The 19,241-nt window shown below is 60.1% G+C and carries 13 protein-coding genes; 4 read left to right on the top strand and 9 right to left on the bottom strand.

Going from position 1 to position 19,241, the window contains the following annotated elements:
* Positions 1-68 precede the first annotated feature (68 nt).
* On the bottom strand, positions 69-2,441 hold the full coding sequence (locus HU731_RS03770; RefSeq protein ID WP_186609353.1) for a TonB-dependent siderophore receptor: 2,373 nt from the start codon (positions 2,439-2,441) through the stop codon (positions 69-71).
* A 155-nt stretch (positions 2,442-2,596) separates the two neighbouring features.
* Positions 2,597-4,249, bottom strand: a complete 1,653-nt coding sequence (locus HU731_RS03765) for a cyclic peptide export ABC transporter (protein WP_186609351.1) — start codon at positions 4,247-4,249, stop codon at positions 2,597-2,599.
* A gap of 202 nt (positions 4,250-4,451) precedes the next feature.
* On the opposite strand from HU731_RS03765, the gene HU731_RS03760 reads away from it, so the two are divergent.
* On the top strand, positions 4,452-5,279 hold the full coding sequence (locus HU731_RS03760) for a formyl transferase (protein WP_186609349.1): 828 nt from the start codon (positions 4,452-4,454) through the stop codon (positions 5,277-5,279).
* Positions 5,280-5,402: 123 nt separating this feature from the next.
* Here HU731_RS03760 and pvdO read toward each other — a convergent pair whose 3' ends face one another.
* The 3 genes from pvdO to pvdM are packed head-to-tail and all read right to left on the bottom strand — an operon-like array spanning position 5,403 to position 8,942.
* Positions 5,403-6,275 (bottom strand): dihydropyoverdine dehydrogenase, encoded by an 873-nt coding sequence (gene pvdO, locus HU731_RS03755; RefSeq protein ID WP_186609347.1) that lies wholly within the window; start codon positions 6,273-6,275, stop codon positions 5,403-5,405.
* A gap of 29 nt (positions 6,276-6,304) precedes the next feature.
* Complete coding sequence (gene pvdN / locus HU731_RS03750) at positions 6,305-7,573, bottom strand: pyoverdine-tailoring periplasmic protein PvdN (RefSeq protein WP_186609345.1); 1,269 nt, start codon at positions 7,571-7,573, stop codon at positions 6,305-6,307.
* 19 nt (positions 7,574-7,592) lie between these two features.
* Complete coding sequence (gene pvdM, locus HU731_RS03745; protein WP_186609343.1) at positions 7,593-8,942, bottom strand: pyoverdine-tailoring dipeptidase-like protein PvdM; 1,350 nt, start codon at positions 8,940-8,942, stop codon at positions 7,593-7,595.
* Positions 8,943-9,084: 142 nt separating this feature from the next.
* Between pvdM and pvdP the strand changes: the two genes are divergently transcribed.
* On the top strand, positions 9,085-10,713 hold the full coding sequence (gene pvdP, locus HU731_RS03740) for a pyoverdine maturation tyrosinase PvdP (protein ID WP_186609336.1): 1,629 nt from the start codon (positions 9,085-9,087) through the stop codon (positions 10,711-10,713).
* Positions 10,714-10,729: 16 nt separating this feature from the next.
* Here the strand turns inward: pvdP and HU731_RS03735 are convergent, their stop codons facing one another.
* Together HU731_RS03735 and HU731_RS03730 are read right to left on the bottom strand one after the other, a co-directional pair.
* Entirely contained in the window at positions 10,730-14,497 is a 3,768-nt protein-coding gene (locus tag HU731_RS03735) for an Mcf1 protease effector domain-containing protein (RefSeq protein ID WP_186609334.1), read from the bottom strand.
* A 175-nt stretch (positions 14,498-14,672) separates the two neighbouring features.
* Positions 14,673-15,215 (bottom strand): thioesterase family protein, encoded by a 543-nt coding sequence (locus tag HU731_RS03730; RefSeq protein ID WP_186609332.1) that lies wholly within the window; start codon positions 15,213-15,215, stop codon positions 14,673-14,675.
* Between the two features lie 109 nt (positions 15,216-15,324).
* Between HU731_RS03730 and HU731_RS03725 the strand changes: the two genes are divergently transcribed.
* On the top strand, positions 15,325-16,281 hold the full coding sequence (locus HU731_RS03725; RefSeq protein ID WP_186609330.1) for a GlxA family transcriptional regulator: 957 nt from the start codon (positions 15,325-15,327) through the stop codon (positions 16,279-16,281).
* 532 nt (positions 16,282-16,813) lie between these two features.
* Here the strand turns inward: HU731_RS03725 and HU731_RS28785 are convergent.
* Together HU731_RS28785 and HU731_RS03715 are read right to left on the bottom strand one after the other, a co-directional pair.
* Complete coding sequence (locus tag HU731_RS28785; RefSeq protein ID WP_275970809.1) at positions 16,814-17,200, bottom strand: hypothetical protein; 387 nt, start codon at positions 17,198-17,200, stop codon at positions 16,814-16,816.
* Positions 17,201-17,345: 145 nt separating this feature from the next.
* Positions 17,346-18,068 carry a pirin family protein gene (locus tag HU731_RS03715; protein ID WP_186609598.1) on the bottom strand — a complete coding sequence of 241 codons (723 nt, stop codon included), beginning with the start codon at positions 18,066-18,068 and terminating at the stop codon, positions 17,346-17,348.
* A gap of 181 nt (positions 18,069-18,249) precedes the next feature.
* On the opposite strand from HU731_RS03715, the gene HU731_RS03710 reads away from it, so the two are divergent.
* The gene (locus HU731_RS03710) at positions 18,250-19,200 is read left to right on the top strand and encodes a GlxA family transcriptional regulator (protein WP_186609597.1); all 951 of its coding nucleotides are present in this window, start codon (positions 18,250-18,252) and stop codon (positions 19,198-19,200) included.
* The last annotated feature ends 41 nt before the right edge of the window (positions 19,201-19,241 follow it).

Genomic DNA, 19,241 nt, shown 5'->3' with positions numbered 1-19,241 from the left:
CAGGCATGCGTAAAGGGTACAAAAAAGCCCCTGGTCACGTGGTGATCAGGGGCTTTTGGGGGGCAGGCTTAGAAGTCCCAGCGTGTGGTGACCATTACGTTGCGTGGGTCGCCAGGGTAGGCCGAGTCATAGAAACCGATGTTGGTGTAGTAGTGCTTGTCGAACAGGTTGTTGACGTTGAGGGTGGCCGAGAGGTTTTCGGTCACTTGGTAGCGGGTCATCAAGTCAACTATCCAGTACGGGTCCTGGGTGAACTTCTCGGAGCGGCCACCACCGGGGTAGCCCCAGTTGTTGACGGTCTGCCAGCCGGCGCTCTGCCAGCGTGCGCCGCCACCAATGGTGAGCTTGTCCAGGTTGCCCTGCAGTTTGTAGGTGGTATAGAAGCTCACCTGATCTTCCGGTTCCCAGGTGGCAACCTTCTTGCCATCGTCATCGCGGGCGATCTTGTGGGTGTAACCCGCTTGCAGTTGCCAGCCTCGGGCGAGTTCGCCGGAGATTTCCGCTTCGTAGCCCTTGGTCTTGGTCTTGGTGCCGATGTACGAGAAGTCGACGCCTGGCTGGGAGTTCCAGGCCGTATCGGCAAGCGGACGATTTTCTTCGTGCACTTCGAAGTAAGCGAGGCTGGAGTTCAGGCGGCCTTCGAAAAATTCACCCTTGAGGCCCAGCTCATAGTTCTTGCCTTCGTTCGGGTCGAGCATGGTACGGGTACGTGTGCGGTACTGGGTTTGTGGTTGGAAGATTTCGGTGTAGCTGGCATACGCGGTGAAGTTGTCGTTCAGGTCATACGTCAAGCCGGCGTAGGGCACTACCTTGCCGCTTTCCTGGGTGTCGCTGGTACCGGTGACCTGATAGTTGGCGATACGTGAGCCGAGTAACAGGTGCAGCTCATCCGTCAGGCTGAAACGGCCTGTCACATAGGTACCGGTCTGGCGGGTGGTTTCGTCGTTGATCTTGGTAGCAGTCCACAGCGGCTCTATGGCTTGGCCGTGCCAGTTGTAGAAGTCATAGGAGTTGTTGAAGTAGGTGGACGCCGTGTAGTCCTTGGCTTTCCATTTGGAGATGGAAAGGGACTGGCCGATCACCAGTTCGTGTTCGCGGCCGAACAGCTCGAATGGCCCTGAGGCGTACACATCGAGGCTGTCGCTGGTAGTGTCGCCGACGTATTTGCGCGCATAAATGGAGCTGGCTGTGGCGGAATCCTGGGAGATGTAACCCAGGGGCGCGTTATAGCCGTTGATCTGGTGGTTGTACTGGCCCTTGGTGACCCAGCCATTGTCGAACGTATGTTCCAGGGTGGCGAACGCAGTGCGGCTGTACTGCTCCCATGAGCCCCATTTTGGGCCGTTGTTGAACGACCGCGGCAGGTCCAGCTTGTTGCCGGTAGCGTCAAAGATGGTGCGTGTTCCGGTCCAGCTGGAGCCTTTCGGGTCGCTGTCCTGGTAGTCGGCGCCAACGGTCAGCAGGGTGTTTTCGTCCAGGTCGAATTCGAGGATGCCGTAAAGCACACCGGTCTTGCGCGAATAGTGGTCGAGGAACGAGTGTTTGTCCTGATAGGCCGCAACGGCACGGCCACGCACGTTACCGGTTTCGGTCAGTGGGCCGCTGACGTCGACCTGGGAACGATAGTTATCCCAGGAGCCGGCGCCCAGTTCGATACTGCTCTTGAACTCGGAGGTCGGTTTTTTGCGGATCAGGTTGATGGTGCCGCCTGGGCCGCCGGCGCCGGTTAACAGACCGGTGGCGCCCTTGAGCACCTCGACGCGGTCGTAGATCGCCATGTCGGTCAGGGTCTGGCCGGCCGAGTATTGGGCGTCGCGCAGGGTCGGAATACCGTCGTACTGGAAGTTGACGATAGAGAAACCACGGGAATAGTAGTTGGTGCGCTCGGTGTCATAGGTCGACACGGTGATGCCCGGGGTATGGCGCATCACGTCATCGATAGCGTTAAGCCCGAAATCATCCATCACCTGACGCGTCACCACCGATATCGACTGCGGCGTTTCCCGTGGCGTCAGCACCAGGCGCGTCGCCGTGGCGATGGTCCCCGGGGTATACGAACCTGTGCCTTCTGTCACGGTGCCCAGCTGGTTGGCGGTGACCTGCGTGGTCCCCAACTCCAGCCCCGAAGATGCGACCGCGCTGATGGTGATCGTATTGCCTTGCAGGCCATAACTGACGCCGGCGCCAGTGAGCAGGGTGGCGATGGCCTTGTTGGGCTCCTGCTTGCCCTTGACCGCGGTGCTGTTCTTGCCCTGCACATCAGTCGGGCTGTACAGCACCTGCAGGTTGGTCTGACGACCAAATTCCTGCAGCGCCATCCCCAACGGCTGTGCGGGAATGTCGATCTCGATCTCCTGAGCCTGCACATAACTGGCCATGGGCAGGGACACCGCGAGGGCAAGCGCGCAAGGCTTGAGGTTGAAATTCAGTGCCCGTCGCATGGATAGCGCTTTGCTCAGGGGGCTGAGACCGAGTCGTACTGACATGGATGCGTTCTCTTCTGTGTTTTTAGGTGGGCAGTTTATAGGTGTTTATTGAGGTCAATTCTCATTACCACTAGTGAGACGTTCCTACCTGCAGAAACCGGAAAAGAAATTCACGCGGGTTCCATTTCATGCACCACCTGGCCCGCACTCAGGCGCACCAACTGGTCGGCAATGTCGAAGTAACGGTCGTCGTGGCTGATCACAATGATGGTCTTGCCCAGGCGTTTGAGGTCCGGCAGCAGCTCCGTATAGAACACGCGGCGAAAGGCTGGGTCCTGGTCGGCCGCCCATTCGTCGAACACTAGCACGGGGCGCTCTTCCAGCCAGGCATTCACAAGTGCCAGGCGTTTGCGCTGGCCAGTGGAGAGGTCGGTGGTGCTGAACACGCCGTCCTTGACGCTGACCTTGTGCGCGATTTCCAAGCGCTCAAGGTACCTTGCGGCACTGTCCAGCGATTGAGTGGCGCTGCCTTGGACCAAGTCATCGAACAAGTAGTAGTCGGCGAATACCGTGGTGAATAGTTGTCGGTAGTCGTCGCGTGCCGGGTCGGTCACGGTTTCGCCGTTGAGGCGGATTTCGCCGGCGTGGGGTTGATACAGGCCCAGCAACAGCTTGATCAGGGTGGTCTTGCCACAGCCGTTTTCGCCGACGATAAACACGATATCGCCCTGCTTGATGTTCAGGTTGATCGGCCCCAGGTGGAACGGCTGGCTGCCTTCCACTGGCGGCGGGCTGTAGCTCACACCGCGTAATTCCAGGCTGTGCACCACGGGTGTTGGCGCTTCGCTGCCGTCCATCAGCAAGTGCGGCTCGGGGGAGGAGAAGCGTTCGGACAGTTCGGTAATGCGTGCAAACGCAATGCGCGCCTTGCCGATGATCGGCAGGTAACCCACCACGTGTTCCAGCGGACCCTTCATGTACAGCAGTACCAGCACGAAGCCGGTGATGACTGCCGGGTCCGGGTTAGGGTTGTAGGCTTGCATCGCCAGGGCCAGGCCGATGACCACGAAAAACAGCATCGAGCCAAAGGTCTTGGCGACAATATAGATGTTCACCGAGCGTACCTGGATATCGCTGATCCGGTCGGCGGTTTCCTGGATGCGGTGAGTGTTCATGCGATAGCGGCGCGGCCGGTGTATGCGCAGTTCCTTGGCACCCGAGGCGATTGCCGAATAGTAGCGTTGCAGCTCGTCCTCTTGGTCGCGGGCCTCGTCGAAGCCGCGTATCCCCTTGGCGCCAGCAATGAACTGCACACTGCTGCCAATGATGATCGCCACCACCATCATCAGGAACATAGGTACCGATAGGCAGGCCAGGTAGCCAAGGCAGCCCAGGGTCACGGTCGTAGCGATGGCCAGTGGGGTGAAGGCAAAGGAAAAGTCGCTGATGGTATCGACGTCGTGCGTCAGTACCGGGATAAGGCGATGGGAACGATACTGTTCAATCTGTTCAATGGGTGCTGACAGGACTTTTTCGCCGAGATCTTTGCGCAGGGCGGCAATGATCCGTTGCCCGACGTAGTTGGTGCCGATATCGGAAACGATCGAGCTGGTCAGGGCCAGTAGGCAAAGTGCAGCAAAGGTCAGGATTACCCCCTGTGTCATGCCGGTAGACGAATGCAGCGCATTATTAATCGTCGCCAACAGCAAGGTAATGGCCAGGCCGCCCGCCATGCCGAGGGCTACGGAGACCGTCACGATGGTACGAAAGGGCCTGAGCAATGCGAGCAAACCTTTGAAGGCGCCGCGCTTGGGGTCGGTCATAAATACTTCCCGGAAAGTGAAAAAGAGGGGGCTGGGCACACAGACCCTTACCCATGACAAACGAAGCTGTGCCGTGACTATTTAGCGCGGCGTGCCGGGCGGTGGCCGTCAGCGATAAATTGCCCGGAGGCTGGTTCGTTCTTGTTCTGTAGGCGCACGTGTATCAATGCCGTGCGTGGCCCTTTGAGCGAGAGCGAAACACATGACGAAAAAGAACCTGGTGTATGTCTGGTCCCTGAGAAATGCCGCCGCCGACAAGGCGGGGCAGCCGGTGGCCTATAAAGACCACGAGCGCTATATGAAATCGGTGCTGGAGTTTCTGGTGGGCTCGCTCAACGACACGCCGCTGGGCGAGGCTTACAACCTGGTGGGCGTGGTGTATGACGACGATGAGCACAACCCGCGCGACCAGCAGTTGGTGGCGGACTATGGCTTCGCCTACCAGCCGGGTCGCCAGTGGCTGTACCCGGCGGACTTACGTGTGCAGGGCACGTTGGTCAACGACCTGCTGCTCAGCGTGCCGTCGACCTATCGTCGCCTGCCACGAGGCAGCGCCGAGCATGTCGCCGGCAAGCAGGATTTCGAGCGTCGCCTGCATGACACCCTGGTGGAGTTGAAGGCTGACATCGTGGTGCTGGATGGTTTGCTGGTGATCCTCGATGAACTGGTGCGCCCGGGTGCGCCGTTTGCGCGGCGCATCATGAACATTCATCCGGGCATTACCCGCATCGAATCGCCTTATGAGCGCCGTGGGGCGTACGCCACCTGGAATGCGCTGTACGGCGCGCGTGGGCAGGCAATTACCGACTGGGCGAGCAAAGCGACCCAGGCGTGCGAACCGTTGTATTGGACCGGTGCGTCATTCCACTACGTGGATAACGGCATCGATTCGGGAGAGGTGTTCCACGACGTGCTCAAGACCGAGATTTCGCCTGAGGACACCATCCTTGAGCTGCGCTGGAACAACTTCAACAACAGCCTGTTCCCGGCGCTGCATGAAGGCTTGGAGCTGTTGGCCAAACAAGGCTAAACATGCGGACGCGAACCTCGTAGGAGCGAGCTTGCTCGCGAAAAACGTAAATGATTACGCGTGCTTCCTGAATAAACGCGGCGTCTGTGAGTTTTTCGCGAGCAAGCTCGCTCCTACAAGGTATTAGAGTTCGCGTACTACCCGAAAGCCGATCCAGTCCCCGCGCGTTTGCGGGTAGATGTTGTTGCGATTGCCCGAGCGTGAGAACACCGGCGCCTCGCCCCAGTCATTGCCGCGAATCTGGTAGGCCTCGCAGTTGGGCTCCACCCACGCACTGCCATCAGTCGGCGCGCCGACGTAGTTGGGGTGCTCGCAATCAGCCACCCGCTCATACACGTTGCCGTGCATGTCATACATGCCAAACGCATTCGGCGGGTAGCTGCCCACGGGCGACGAATAGCTGTAGCCGTCCGCCGGGCCGTAGGTGTTGGCGTGCTGGGCGATGCTGTAGCCCTTGCCTTCGTCGAACGGGAAGGGGAACGGGCCGGCGGTGCCGGCGCGGGCGGCGTATTCACGCTGGGCTTCGCTGACCATCTGGTAGGTGTGCCCGGTTTTCTTCGACAACCAGCTCACGTATTGCTTGATGTCGTCCATGTCCATGCACACCGCCGGCTGACGTGGCCCCTGGGGGTAACGCGGCTTGCTGGCGATGCATTCGCGGCCGGGGCGGTCGTCGCCATTGGCGATCTTGACCCCGGTCTGGCGCACGTAGCTGTCCCATTCGCCGGCGGTTATATGGAAGCGGCTCATGGCGAACGGCTTGGCGAAGGTCACCTCGTGCATCGGGCCTTCGTCGGGCTCGCGGCCCACTTCGTCTTCCGGCGTACCCATGGTGAAGGTGCCTGCGGGAAGCACCACCATTTCCGGGCAGTCCTTGCAGTCTTTGAACACCTTGCCCGGTTGTGGGGTGGCGGCCTGGGCCAGGCCGGGCAGCAGGGCGCCGCACAGGGCGGTGAGTGCCAATGCGGTGAGCGGTTTGAGTCGGGATGGCATCATGGAGGCGTCTCGTTCAAAGGGAAAAGGGGTCATAACCGCTGGCTCAGCAGGGTCATGAAGCGCTGGATCTCATCGGAGTTGTTAAGCAGGCCCGGCGAGGTGCGAATCACCGGGCCAACGTCACGGTCCACCGCGTCCACCACCACGCGGTTTTTCATCAGGTAGGCCGCGACGGCATCGCTGTCCCGGTTCTTGACCCGAAAGAAGGTGAATCCGGCTGACAGCTCGGGGCTGCGCGGTGTCACCAGTTCGATCTGCGGGTGGGCCAGCAGTTGGTCCTTGAGTTCGGTGTTGAGGGCATGGATACGTGCCTGCACCGGCGCCTTGCCCAGTTGCAAGTGCAACTTGAAGGCTTCGTCGGCGGCCCAGCGATGTTCGAAGGCGTGATAGCCGCCGGGCGTCATGGTCGTGGCGAAGTCCTTGTCTTCTGAGAAGGTCGGAATCATCGGCGTGATGTATTTGTTCTCGGTCTCGCGGGCGCACACCAGGCCAGTGCCCCTGGGGCCGAACATCCACTTGTGGGTGCCGGCGATGAAGAAGTCGCAGTGCATGGCGGGGAAGTCGAGGTCTTCCACGCCGAAGCCGTGCACACCATCGACGATATAAAGCAGGCGGTCCGGCTCGTCGCGGTTGCGGTTGTGTTCGGCCACCAGCTTGCCGATCTCGCCGATGGGCAATTTCACGCCGCTGCCGGACTGCACCCAGGTCATGCCCAGCACGCGAGTGTTGGGGCGAATATTGCGCTGGATATTGCCCAGCACTTCGTCGGCCGAGACCTGATTGGCGCTGTCGAATAGGCGTATTTTGCGTACCTGGGTCCGCTCCTTGCGCACCCTGAAATTCAGGCTGAACGCGGTGGCGTAGTGCTCATGCACCGTGGTGAGGATTTCCTGGTCGGCGCGCACCTTGATTCCACCATAGATCATCGCCAGCCCTTCGGATGTGCTGCCGGTGAGGGCGATCTGCGCCGGTTTGGCGTTCAGGTAACGGCCGGCCCACTCGCGCACCTGGCCTTCACGCTTCCAGGTTTCCTGCTGGTCCCAATCCATGGCCAGGCCGGGGTTGCGGTCGATCTGCTGGCGGTAGCGCTCGATGGCCTCGCGCACGGGCCTTGGGTGCGAGGCCACCAGGAAGTTGGAAAAGTGCAGGTAGCTCGGGTCCTGGTTGAACAGCTGTTTCAATCCCGTCCATGGGTCGTTCGTAACGGCGGCCACTGCCTGAGGCAGCAACGCGGTGCCCAGCGGCAGGCTTGCGGCAAAGACGCCGGCCTGCTTGAGAAATGTACGGCGGTCGGTCATGGACTTACTTCGTGAGTGGTTAGCGGTTGGCCAAGGGTTTGGCGGCTTTTTGGACCTGCTCCCACACCCGCAGGAAGTTGCCTCCCCACAGCTTGGCGATATCGGCTTCGGAGTAGCCGCGCTGGATCAGTTCGGCAGTGACGTTGCGCACCTCGCCGACGTTCTCCCAGCCCTGCACGCCGCCGCCGTCATTGAAGTCCGAGGCAATACCGACATGATCGATACCGATCTTGCGCACGGTGTAGTCGATGGAGTCGCCCAGGTCCTTGAGGGTGGCCTTGGGTTCTTCCTCGAGAATGCCGTACAGCGCGCTGGCGTATTGGCCGAAGCGTTGCTCGGGCCAGGCGGCAATGATTGCATCGCCGGGCATCAGGGCCATGGCCAGGTTGGGCAGTGGCGGCAGGTCGAAGCGTGCGCGCAAGGTATTGAGCTTGTCCTGGGTCGGCTGGCTCAAGGGGCGCAGGTAGGCGGGGAATCCCACCACTTGCACCACGCCGCCGCTGTTCTTGATCAGTTGCAGCTCCTTGTCACTGAGGTTGCGCGGAATGTCCACCGATGCCCGTGGCGCCGAGTGCGACGCCACCATCGGCGTGCGGCTCAACTGCGCGACTTGCTCCAGGGCCTTGGTCGACATCTGCGACACGTCGATGATCACCCCCAGGTCATTGAGGCGATGCACCGCTTGCTGGCCGATAGGCGACAGGCCCTCGAGGGCATCGGTGGAGTCATTGAAAAACGGCAGCGGGCGCGACGAGTCGGACCAGGCGTTATTGCCGATGTAGCTGAACCCGAACATGCGCATGCCGCGTGCGGCCCACAAGTCCAGCTGGTTCAGGTCATTGCCCAAGGGGTAGGCGTTGAGCATGCTGATAAAAATCGAGAACTTGCCTTCGCCGTGCAGGCGGCGCATATCGTCCGGTGTGTAGGCAATGCCCACCTGGTTGGGAAAGTCACGCACCATGCCGGAGATGATCTTGTAGCGCACTTCCTGCTCGTGGCGGGCCTCTTCGACAAAACCGTCGGTGGGCTTGTGCGGGGCGTTGGCGCCGTTCCAGATTTCCGGCCAGCCGAAGATCGTCAGCGCAGCGCCCGACAATCGGCCGCGGGCGGCCTTGGCCAGGTCGAACTGGCCGCTGCCATCCTTGTCGGCCTCGTTGCCCGCCGTGCCGAAATCCAGGGGCAGGGTGATGTGGCTGTCGAACGACAACAGGCGATCCTGCATTTCATTGGCCTGCTTGATCACCTCCAGCGGGTAGCCGGCGTTGCCCCTGAACCACTGATCCCAGACCAGCAAGCCCGCCCCGGCGCCGATAGCCAGGGCCAGCGGCAGGCCGATATACAGCGCCTTTTTCGAACGTGATTTTGTCATTGCCATCTCAGTCAGTTGAGGCCTTTGCTATCAGGGAAGAACGAGCGATGGCGGGGGAAATTTAGCGGGCGGGGGCAGGGCGGTAAATTTCATCGGGCTGCAAACGTTCTAGCTCTGATCAAGCTGTTTCCTAAGGTAGCCAATGACAATCTCTCGACGTGGGTTCATCGCAGGCCTGGCGCTGACCGGTGCAGCCGTGCCCGCGGCCTTTTATGCCCATCGCGAGTTGACGCGGGAAGAAGCGTTTCCCATCACCCCCGGCGAAGCCACGGTCGACCTCGCCGACACCCAGGGCCAGCACCTGGCGAACACCCTGCGGGGTGTCTGGAGCCTGCGCCTGGAAGGCCGCGATGCGGGCCTTGCGGGCTTGCCGCTGCAAGGCCTGGAGTTGCTGCTGGACATCGCCCCCCGTGGCCGTGGCCTGCGCGGTTACCTGGACACCGCCGAGCAGCTGCGCGCTGAAAGCGAGCCGCGCTACCGCGTCTTGGGCGACCTGCTGACGGGCGACGGCGCCGTGCTCTATTGGCGCTTGATCGACCGTGATTCCGACGGCGGCGCGCCGGCCTATGAATTCAAGATGACCCTGGATGAAGTCTGGGCCGATTTCGGCAATGCCGGCAGCGCCACCCTCAGCGGGCACATCCTCGACCTTGAGCGGCCCCTGGCGCTGACCGAACGCGACAACCGTTTTATCGCCCACAAACAACTGTTCCCCGAAGCCCGCCAGCGCATCGGCCTCAACCCGACCTTACTGGCCTGGCTGATTTCTCCCGAGCACCGGTTGTTTCACCAACTGTGGCACGCCACTCGCGACCAGTGGCACAAACTCTCCGAAGAAAAACGCGAGGCCCTGCGCGGCATCGGCTGGCAACCCGGGCCCCGTGGCCAGGAGCGCGACGCTCGAGGCGAGCGCAAGGACCGCAATGGCTCGGGCATCGACTTCTTCTTCATGCACCGCCATATGCTCGGCACCGCACGCTCCATGCAAGACTTGCCGTCCTGGCCGCAATTCCCCGAGCCGCAACCGCCGTTGGAGCGCGATCGCCTGGGCTTTGTGCGCTACTTCGACAACCACGACGGTTTCGCGCTGCCGCCCTGTTGGTCGGCGCCGGATGACGCCGACTACACCCAGTGGGTCAGCGATATCAAGGCGGCAGAGACCTACCACAGCAACTTCCAGGTGTGGGAATCCCAGTACCGCGATCCGCGCTACCTGGCCAAGTTGAGCCTGGGCCAACTGGGATCGGAAATGGAGCTGGGCCTGCACGACTGGCTGCATATGCGCTGGGCCTCGGTACCTCGCGACCCGTCCAACGGCGCCCCGGTACCCTTCGCCCGTGACCCCGCAGACTTTGCCGCACGCTGGTATGCGCCGGAGAACGACTTTCTGGGCGACCCGTTTTCATCCCATGTAAACCCGGTGTTCTGGCATTTCCACGGCTGGATTGATGACCGCATCGAAGACTGGTTTCGTGCCCACGAACGCTTCAACCCAGGCGAGGTGACCCGCCTGGAAGTCAACGGCGTGGCCTGGTTCGCGCCAGGCCGCTGGGTCGAAGTAGGCGACCCATGGCTGGGCCCTGACACCCACGGCTGCAGCACCACGCCGGGGTTGCAACAGGGCCGCTCGATGGAAATGGATCCGGAAGTCATGAGGCTGGCCCTGCGCATTACTTTCGGCGCCGACGAGGACGTACTCAAGGGCTTGTTCAAACGTGTACCGCGCAGGCCCTGGTACGCGCGGCATTTGAAGCTCACGCGCACGCTTTGAAGGCCGTGGAAGCGTTCTAGGTTATGGATATCTCTGCCGCATACAGGCCGCTGACACTGCGAGGATCACCCATCTTATTGATCAGGTATAACTCGTTGAATTCAGACACGGTGTAGCCATCGGCCCTCTTGAGCGGTTGGAAGTAATGGCTGGTCTGCCCACTGTTGAGCGCACGCTCCATGCCACTGCGCATGGCCGCCTCAGTGGGAAATTTGGCGAGCCCGAAGTTGGGATCATAATAAAACCAGGTTTTATGGCCATTTATGACTCTGACGCCGGCTGTGACGCCATGCTTCGAATTGCTGATGAGCAAGGCTTTGGAGGTGGTGGCCGCTGCCAAATCCGAGATGATCCTGTCGTATGTCGCATTTCGGGTGAGCTGCCCGGAGTGAAAGTCGCTTGTGAGGGTATTCTGGAATGTCTCCAGGCTGTCGCGAAATCGTTCCGTATTGGGATGTTTGGGGTGCGCCATACTGATAAAGAAATTCTTGATCAGGGTGTCTTCCGCGTTGTCGAGAATGGCCAGTGCCATACCGTTCGACAACGCCGCACAGTCTCCCTTGGACATAAGGTTGACCTGGCTCAGGTAGAAGCCTTGCGGCATGGCGATCACCGTGCCCCCGGCTGCGCTCATGTCATCAATGAATTTTTTGCTGCTCGCGAAGCTGGCCTCCATCGCTCGACTTTGCATGTGCTTGAAAAGCGCCCCGAGGTCGGCAGGTGTGAGGTTCGGGTTCAATATCAATTCGCGCAGTTGGTGCATTTTCATCGTGGGTGAAAACCCCGCGATCCCATCTGGAATGCCCCGCGCGAGGGACTCCTCAAACTGCATTTGTTCCGGCGTTGGCGGCTGGCCGGGCGTTGGTTTTCTGGGCGGGATGAGCCGTTCATAGAGTGTTTTGACTTTGTCTGGCAGCGCCTCCAATTCGTCTATGCGCCTGGACAGGCTACCCAGCACCTCAGGTGACGCGGTGGCGTCCATGGCCAGTTTTTTCAACTGCGTGATGCCCAGTTCCGCTGAATAGCCCGTGAGGCTTGGCGGGGCCGCCGTGTTGTAACCCTGATGGAACGCAGCCTGTCCTGTGGTAGTTGCTTTGGCTGCATCAACTGCGTCGCTAAAGGCTTCCGAGAGCGGGATGTCGGATTTCGCCGGGTTGAACCAGTTGGCAACCCACTCGCTGAGGCTGCCGTTGATCTCGCCTTGTGTGGCCAGGACTTTGGGGGTGAAGCCATTGATTGGCGTGCCGTAGGGTTGGCGGGTGACGGGATCGTAGTGGTGCCACTGGTCGTTTTTGAGTACCACGACACTGTCAAGGGTGTGTCCGCTGGAGGTGATCGAACCGAGCACTGCGTTGCCATGTTCCCGGCTGATCGCTTTGAGCCAATCAAGGCTTTTATCCGTGTTTCGTATATTGGCCAGCCATGCGGTGGTTTTGGTCAACCCTTTGCTTATCAGGTTTGCACCGCCAACGGCCAGGTCAGCCAACCCGTCCAGCGGGTTGAAGTTGCTCAATGTGACCATGCCGATGACTTTGCCCGCGCGTGCGGCTTTGGTGGCCAGGGATGCGGCACTGGCGGCGACCTTGGTCAGTTTGCCGATGTTGGCTGCGCCGGCTGTCAGAAAGCCAAACACATCCAGGGCCAAGTCAAACCCGCCCTCGACGTTGTTACCTTTTTTAAGGTTCTCAATCGCCGAGCGGAAAGGAATCAAGTTCATGAAGAAATCGTTGACCTGATTGGCTTTTTCGTTCGCCAGGTCCAGGGTGGTTTGCCCTGTGGCGTATTTCTCAATGTCTGGGTCATCGAGATTGAAGTGCTCCACAAAGGCATCAGCGATGTGTTGCGTGCGGGCTGTGGCAAAACTATCAATAGTTGTGTCAGTGGAGGAGGCGCGTTCGTTTGCGTGGCTGGCGCTCACACCCTTGGGTACGAATACGCTGGTCTTGAGCTCCACATTACCTTCCCTGGATTCGCGCTCTTTCACCGCCCACCTTTCAACGGGCACGATTGTGCCTTTGGTTACGTCGATACAGTAGCCGGTGGATTGGCCGTCGCGTTCAATGTTTACCAGCAGGGGTTTTTCATAAACCGGGTCGGACTTGCTCCAGAAACCCAGCTGAGCGGATGAGTTTCGATAATAGGTGATCTTGCCATACTCGAAGTTTTTACGGTCTTGCAGGGGAAGTTGCGCGACCAGGTGTTTGACCGTCGTGGCGAGGGCGATCTTTTTCTGCTTGATCGTTTCCTCAAAGCGCTTTTCGAAGTGACCGCTCACACCAAATCGATAGCGGGCGTTCAAGTCTTTGATCGGTACACGTTTGTCCACTGCTTCAAAGACGTAGGGCACTCTCAGGTCCATCATTGCGATGTCCAGCATCGAGTGAAGACCGTGCAGCCAGGTGTGTGCCGTGTTCTGCCCGCTGCGCGCAGTGGTGCTGAACTTGATCAATTTTTGTTTGAACAGATCACCCAGGTCGCCATACCGCTCCACCAGTACGGCCATGGCCATCTTTTCTCGGGTGGGGAGTTCCAGATCCAGGGCGGCAGAGGCACCGAGCATGTCTTGCTGTCGGGCTGTGAAGGTGGTTTTTAGAGTGTCCAGCTCTTGCACGGTGTAGTGCGTGTCGTCCTTGCGTGCAATCACGTTATGGCAAACCCCCCAATCTACCAGGGCTGCCGTGCGGGCCTGCGCAGCCGCCTCTGGTTGCGCCAACCGTGCACGTTCACCTTCTTGCATCACTTGGGCAAAAGTCATGTTCGGGACTTTCCCGGGCTCACCCGCTTCGATGCTCGCCGCGGCAATGACCAGGTTCAGCCAGGCGGGGCTGCCGTGCTTCACGGAGGGCGGGATGTCTTTGATCAGATAGACAGGGGCTTTCTTCGCCAGCAACATATACGCGGCCACTTTGGACAACGCAGGGCTGATCCTGCCACTGTCGACCAAATGCTTGCTCAACGCATCCAGCACGCTAGACGCAGGTTTGCCCCAGTGGCGTTCGTGCGCCAAGTCAAACCCGGCCACGTTATTGCGTTGAGGGGCGCTAATGGATTCAGGGTCCAATTGCAGCCCAATGGCGGCCATCAGATAGTCGGTGGCGCTGTTGGCAGTGGCAATACCGCCGGATTGCTCTTGCAGGTGTTTACCCAGCGTTTGCCCTGCGGGTGAACCGAGCAGGGCCTCCAGCGCTTGGGCGGGGTCACTTTGTACCTCGGGGGTCAGTGGGTGCTGGGCTAGCAAGGCATCCAGCGCATTCAGGTAGTCAGACCTCATGGAGATAATGCGTAGTCGGCTCTGCTCAGCCTGGCTCGGGGGCATTGACCATGACAACGCGCCACCAAAATTACCCAGCGGATGCGTCAGGGCGTGCTGTTTCACCGTTGTTATCAGCTCAAGCAGCGAGCGATGGGTGGTTGGCATCGGCCAACCCTTGGCCCTGATAAAGCTCTCCAATGTCGCACCTTCACTGGGGCGTATAGGGAAGGAGGCGTCAGGATGGATATCGAAGGGGGCTCTTAAGGTAGCCAGTATCGCCTGAGGCGTGGCGTTTACCGCCAGTTGGGCGGCGATGTCGGTGAGTTTCGTTGTCAACGTCTGCAGGTTGTGTCGCTCGCCCAGCGCTTCTTTGAAGGTTATCGGGGCATAGGTGCGACTCTCGGATGCGGCGGCAGCGGACTGGGCTGTCGGTTCGATCGTTGTCGCCTGGCTGGGTGGCCTATCAGGCTTAGGGGTATGAAAGAGGGTGTCATACCAGTGTGATTCTGTGTGCGTGATCGTGCTGAGCATGGATAGAGGACCTGTAGGGCGAATATCAAATAGGCAAGTTTCCTGAGGTGTGCGTCTGAACTTCTGACGCGTTTGTTGGGTGAAGGAAAAGAGCGCGAGGGTTCCTCTGCGGCAGTGACTGGAGTGTGACCAATAGCGACACGCAAAGGATTCCTTCCTGTGGGCTCAATAGCTTTCAGGCTTGCTCTTGTGCTCGTAATTGCACGCTCATCTCATCGCAGCTGCGTGCCCAGTCGCTCAACCATTGCGGCATCGGCGGTGAGGTGTCGTCCAAGCCCAGCTCGCGGATAAATTCAGCCGGGGGCAGGGTGCCCTTGGCGGAGCGAAACAGCCCGCGCATCACCACCACGCCGACCACCCGCCCATTGCTGACGAAGCGGTGCTCCATCAGGTTCCACTTGTGGTCCCAGCCAAGAATGCGGGTATGCACTTCGAATGCCTCGAACAGCTTCAATTCCCGGCGAAACTTGCCCCAGGTATCGCCGACTATCGGCATGGCCTTGTGGCGCAGCGCTACGCGAAAGGCGCCCGTACGCAGCACAAAATCCATGCGCGCTACATCGGCCAAGGTGAAATACCGGCCATTGGTGACATGCCGGTTCAGGTCCAGATCCAGCGGCCAGACCCGCATGCGTACCACCGTGGTGGCCAGGCCGTCGACCGGTTTGCGCCAGGGGCGGCGCAACAGCATGAGCAGTAATCGAAACCAGAGATTCATAAAAACGCCAGACAGTTGATCAATGGCCGCACTGTACGGAGACGGAATCGGCTAAGGTAGATGCGTAAATGACTTATTACATGCGAAAAGTGCAAGCTGGAGTTTTTACATGCACGTCACCTTGCTCCTGGCGGATCAGTGTTCCGCTGCCAGTGCCACCCTGGCCATGGAAATGCTCAGTGCGGCCAATCTGTTCGCTCAAAGCCCGCCCTTCGAGGTGACGCTCGCGTCTCTGGACGGCCAGCCGGTGACGCTATGGGGTGGGCAATGCCTGCAGGTGCACGGTTCTCTGGCGCAGATCGCGCACACCGACCTGGTGCTGATTCCCGGGTTTCTCTTTACCCTCAAGGAAGCCATGCCGACGTTTGGCGCCTACGGCCCCTGGTTGCGTGAACAGCATGGGCAAGGCGCCGTGTTGGCTTCGATGTGCACGGCGGCCTTCATGCTGGCCGAGACGGGGTTATTGCACGGCTTGCACGCGACGACTCACTGGGCATTTGCCGGGTTCTTCCGGCGTCGATATGCCCAGGTCAGCCTGGATGAGGGGCAGATCCTCTGCGAAGAAAATCGCCTGATCACGTGCGGGGGCGCTACGGCAGCAATGGATTTGATGCTGCACCTGATCCGCCGTTTCGGTTCGCCGGAGCTGGCTCATACCTGCGGCAAGTACTTGCTGATCGATGCTGGGCGCACTGAGCAGTCGGCCTACGCGATGTGGTCGCTGCCCAAGAGCCATGGTGATGCGCAGATCCTGCGTGTGCAGCATTGGTTGGAGCAGCACTTTGCGCAGTCATTGGTGATCGACGAGGTTGCCCAGCGCTTTGGCTTTGGCGTGCGTAATTTCAAGCGGCGCTTCAAGGAAGCCACCGGCTCTACACCGATTGGTTATCTGCAGAGCCTGCGTCTGGAGCGTGCCAAGCAGATGCTTGAGTCGACACGGATGACGCTCGAGAGCATCACGTATGCGGTGGGTTATGAGGACAGTAATTCGTTTAGGCGGTTGTTTCTGCAACGGGTGGGGATGCTGCCGGCGGCGTATCGCAAGAAGTTCCTGATTGCCCCGTGATTCAACTGTGGGAGCGGGCTTGCCTGCGATGACGGCCTCTCAGCCGACGCCTATCTACCTGATGCCCCACGATCAAACTGTGGGAGCGGGCTTGCTCGCGAAGGCGGCTTGGCAGTCAACACGGTTGGATTGTGTACATATCCATTGCTGCGGTAACGGCTACTTAGGGTTCCGCCCTGACGGCGGCTCACTTTTGAAAAGCGCAAAAGTAAGCAAAACGCTCTTGCCCCACCACTCGGCACCTCGCTTGGGCTCGGTGTGCCCGTAATCCGCCAGTGATTTGGGGGGCCGCCGCCACGCGCCATCCATGGCGTGGGGCGGCTAAACCGGCATCCATGCCGGTTTACCCCCCAAATCACTGGCGAATTACGGCCAGCGTGGTTTAACGGGGCGCCTGAGATCAAAAGCAGATCAAGATCAAGAGCGGCTCGCTTCGCATCGTGGTTACGGGGGGCAGTGTGATGTAGAAATTGAAGACGAAAAAAAACCGGCTGATCAGGCCGGTTTGGGGTGTCCCGCCAACAGTGCGGGGTTATACGTGGGTGCTCAGCAAGCGTTCGGCACCACCTTCAGCGAGACCACGTTCTTGCAAGCGATCGGCACCGCCTTCAGCCAGGCCACGTTCCTGCAAGCGATCGGCGCCGCCTTCAGCCAGGCCACGTTCCTGCAAGCGATCGGCACCACCTTCAGCCAGGCTACGTTCCTGCAAGCGATCGGCACCGCCTTCAGCCAGGCCGCGTTCCTGCAAGCGATCGGCACCGCCTTCAGCCAAACCACGTTCTTGCAGGCGATCCGCGCCGCCTTCGGCTACACGGGTTTCTATCAGGCGATCCGCGCCGCCTTCAGCGACAACCGGGTGGGCAAAAGCGTTTGCAGCGAGTACCGAGAAAGCGAGGCTAAGCAAGAGTTGGCGTTTCATGAGGGTGTGCTCCGAGTGTTTTAGTTGGGTGCCGTTTGGCATGGGTTTGATGTTACGCGTTGCATTTTTTAAGAGAACTTCATTGCGCTGATGGTGACTATCGACGCCAACGATGGTCCCGTTGGCGGGACCATCACTGTGGCCGTCATGGCATTTGCGGCAGTTCGTTGGAGCGCAGGTCAAACACCAGGACTTCGGCGTCTTCGCCATGGCTCAGGCGGATCTGGCGTTCGTCCCGTACACGTACACCGTCGCCTTCCTGCAAGCGCTGGCCGTTGAGTTCCACGCTGCCGCGCGCCACATGGATGTAGGCGTAGCGATCCGGTGCCAGTTCCAGGCGGGCACTTTCGTCACCGTCGAACAGGCCGGCATACACCCGTGCGTCCTGGCGCACTTTCAGCGAACCGTTGGCGCCCTCCCGCGAGATGATCAACTGCAAGCGCCCACGTTTTTGCGCTTCAGTGAAATGCTCCTGCTGATAGCGCGGTTTGGCGCCGGCTTCGTTGGGCACGATCCAGATTTGCAGGAAGTGCACGCCATGACGCTGGCTGTGGTTGAACTCGCTGTGGGCCACGCCGCTGCCCGCGCTCATCAGTTGCACATCGCCGGGGCGGATTACCGAGCCGGTGCCCAGGGTGTCCTTGTGCTCCAGCGCGCCTTCGAGCACGTAGGAGAAGATTTCCATGTCGCGGTGCGGGTGCTGGCCGAAGCCTTTGCCTGCGGCGACGCGGTCATCGTTGATCACCAGCAGGTCGGAAAAACCCTGCTCCTTGGGGTTCCAATAGTTGGCGAAAGAGAAGGTGTGGAACGACTTCAACCAACCGTGATTGGCGGCGCCGCGTTCGGAAGCTTTGCGAAGGGTCAGCATGGTCCAGTCCTCAAGTGAGCGCGGGCTGCGAGATGCAGGGCGCTTGCGTTGAGAAGAAGGTTAATGGTTAACGAATTATTGATTAAGAAGATGAAAATAGAATAACTGTCTCTTTCAGGTTGACAGTTAAAGTCGTGCCATAATGCCCGCCGCACTCCTTCTCGATGGACATTTCACGCTTATGAAAACCGTGGCTATGGCGCTGTTCCCGGACTTCCTGCTACTCGACATGGCCGGGCCGCTGGAAGTGTTTTCGATTGCCAACCGCTACCTGCCGGCGGCCGATCACTACCAGATCCTGACCATCGGCACCGAGCCCGGCCCGTTGCAGGCCTCCAATGGCGTGAGCGTGCAGACCGACCTGTTGTTGGAACAGGCCCAGGCGGCCTATGACCTGCTATTGGTGCCGGGCGGCCCCGGCGCCTATAACGAATGCCACCCGGCGTTGTTGCCCTGGCTGAAAGCGGCGGCGCCACGGGCCCGGCGTTTCGGCTCGATCTGCACCGGCGCTTTTGTGCTCGGCCACGCAGGCTTGCTCGACGGGCACCGCGTGACCACCCACTGGCACTACACCGAGCGATTGATCAAGGCGTTTCCCAACGCCATCGTCGAGACCGATCGCATCTATTTGCAGGACGGGCGCCTGATTACCTCTGGCGGCGTCACCGCAGGTATCGACCTGGCCCTGTCGGTCGTGGCCCAGGACCACGGCAAACAAGTGGCGGTGGACGTGGCCAAGGTGCTGCTGGTGGTGATGAAGCGCCAGGGCGGCCAGGCCCAGTTCAGCCCGATGACCGCGGCCGTGGCGCCCCAGGAAACCCCGATCACCCGCGTGCAGAACCATGTCCTGGCGCATCTGCATCAACCCTTTACCATCGAGTCCATGGCCGAGCTGGCAGGCATGAGCGCGCGCCACTTTGCGCGGCTGTTCGCCAAGGACGTACAGATGACGCCCATGGCGTTCCTGCAAGGCGCGCGCATCGACCGGGCCCGGCACCTGCTGGAAACCACCGACCTGCCGCTCAAGACCGTGGCCTTCCACGCAGGTTTTGGCAGCGTGCGGCATATGCGCTTTCTGTTCAGCGAAAAGCTCGGTTTGAACCCTACCCAATACCGACAACAGTTCAGTTAACGACAGCATGTCCGTCTCAGGCACCCGATTGTCCGTATCGC

This window comes from Pseudomonas salmasensis (genome assembly GCF_014268375.2).
Lineage (GTDB): Bacteria > Pseudomonadota > Gammaproteobacteria > Pseudomonadales > Pseudomonadaceae > Aquipseudomonas > Aquipseudomonas salmasensis.
Note: the sequence above shows the minus strand (reverse complement) of the source record. Positions and strands in the feature narration are given on the sequence as shown.

Coding starts and splice junctions, on each gene's coding strand:
- HU731_RS03770 (WP_186609353.1), bottom strand. CDS start 2,441: ATGCGACGGGCACTGAATTTCAACCTCAAGCCTTGCGCGCTTGCCCTC.
- HU731_RS03765 (WP_186609351.1), bottom strand. CDS start 4,249: ATGACCGACCCCAAGCGCGGCGCCTTCAAAGGTTTGCTCGCATTGCTC.
- HU731_RS03760 (WP_186609349.1), top strand. CDS start 4,452: ATGACGAAAAAGAACCTGGTGTATGTCTGGTCCCTGAGAAATGCCGCC.
- pvdO (WP_186609347.1), bottom strand. CDS start 6,275: ATGATGCCATCCCGACTCAAACCGCTCACCGCATTGGCACTCACCGCC.
- pvdN (WP_186609345.1), bottom strand. CDS start 7,573: ATGACCGACCGCCGTACATTTCTCAAGCAGGCCGGCGTCTTTGCCGCA.
- pvdM (WP_186609343.1), bottom strand. CDS start 8,942: ATGACAAAATCACGTTCGAAAAAGGCGCTGTATATCGGCCTGCCGCTG.
- pvdP (WP_186609336.1), top strand. CDS start 9,085: ATGACAATCTCTCGACGTGGGTTCATCGCAGGCCTGGCGCTGACCGGT.
- HU731_RS03735 (WP_186609334.1), bottom strand. CDS start 14,497: ATGCTCAGCACGATCACGCACACAGAATCACACTGGTATGACACCCTC.
- HU731_RS03730 (WP_186609332.1), bottom strand. CDS start 15,215: ATGAATCTCTGGTTTCGATTACTGCTCATGCTGTTGCGCCGCCCCTGG.
- HU731_RS03725 (WP_186609330.1), top strand. CDS start 15,325: ATGCACGTCACCTTGCTCCTGGCGGATCAGTGTTCCGCTGCCAGTGCC.
- HU731_RS28785 (WP_275970809.1), bottom strand. CDS start 17,200: ATGAAACGCCAACTCTTGCTTAGCCTCGCTTTCTCGGTACTCGCTGCA.
- HU731_RS03715 (WP_186609598.1), bottom strand. CDS start 18,068: ATGCTGACCCTTCGCAAAGCTTCCGAACGCGGCGCCGCCAATCACGGT.
- HU731_RS03710 (WP_186609597.1), top strand. CDS start 18,250: ATGAAAACCGTGGCTATGGCGCTGTTCCCGGACTTCCTGCTACTCGAC.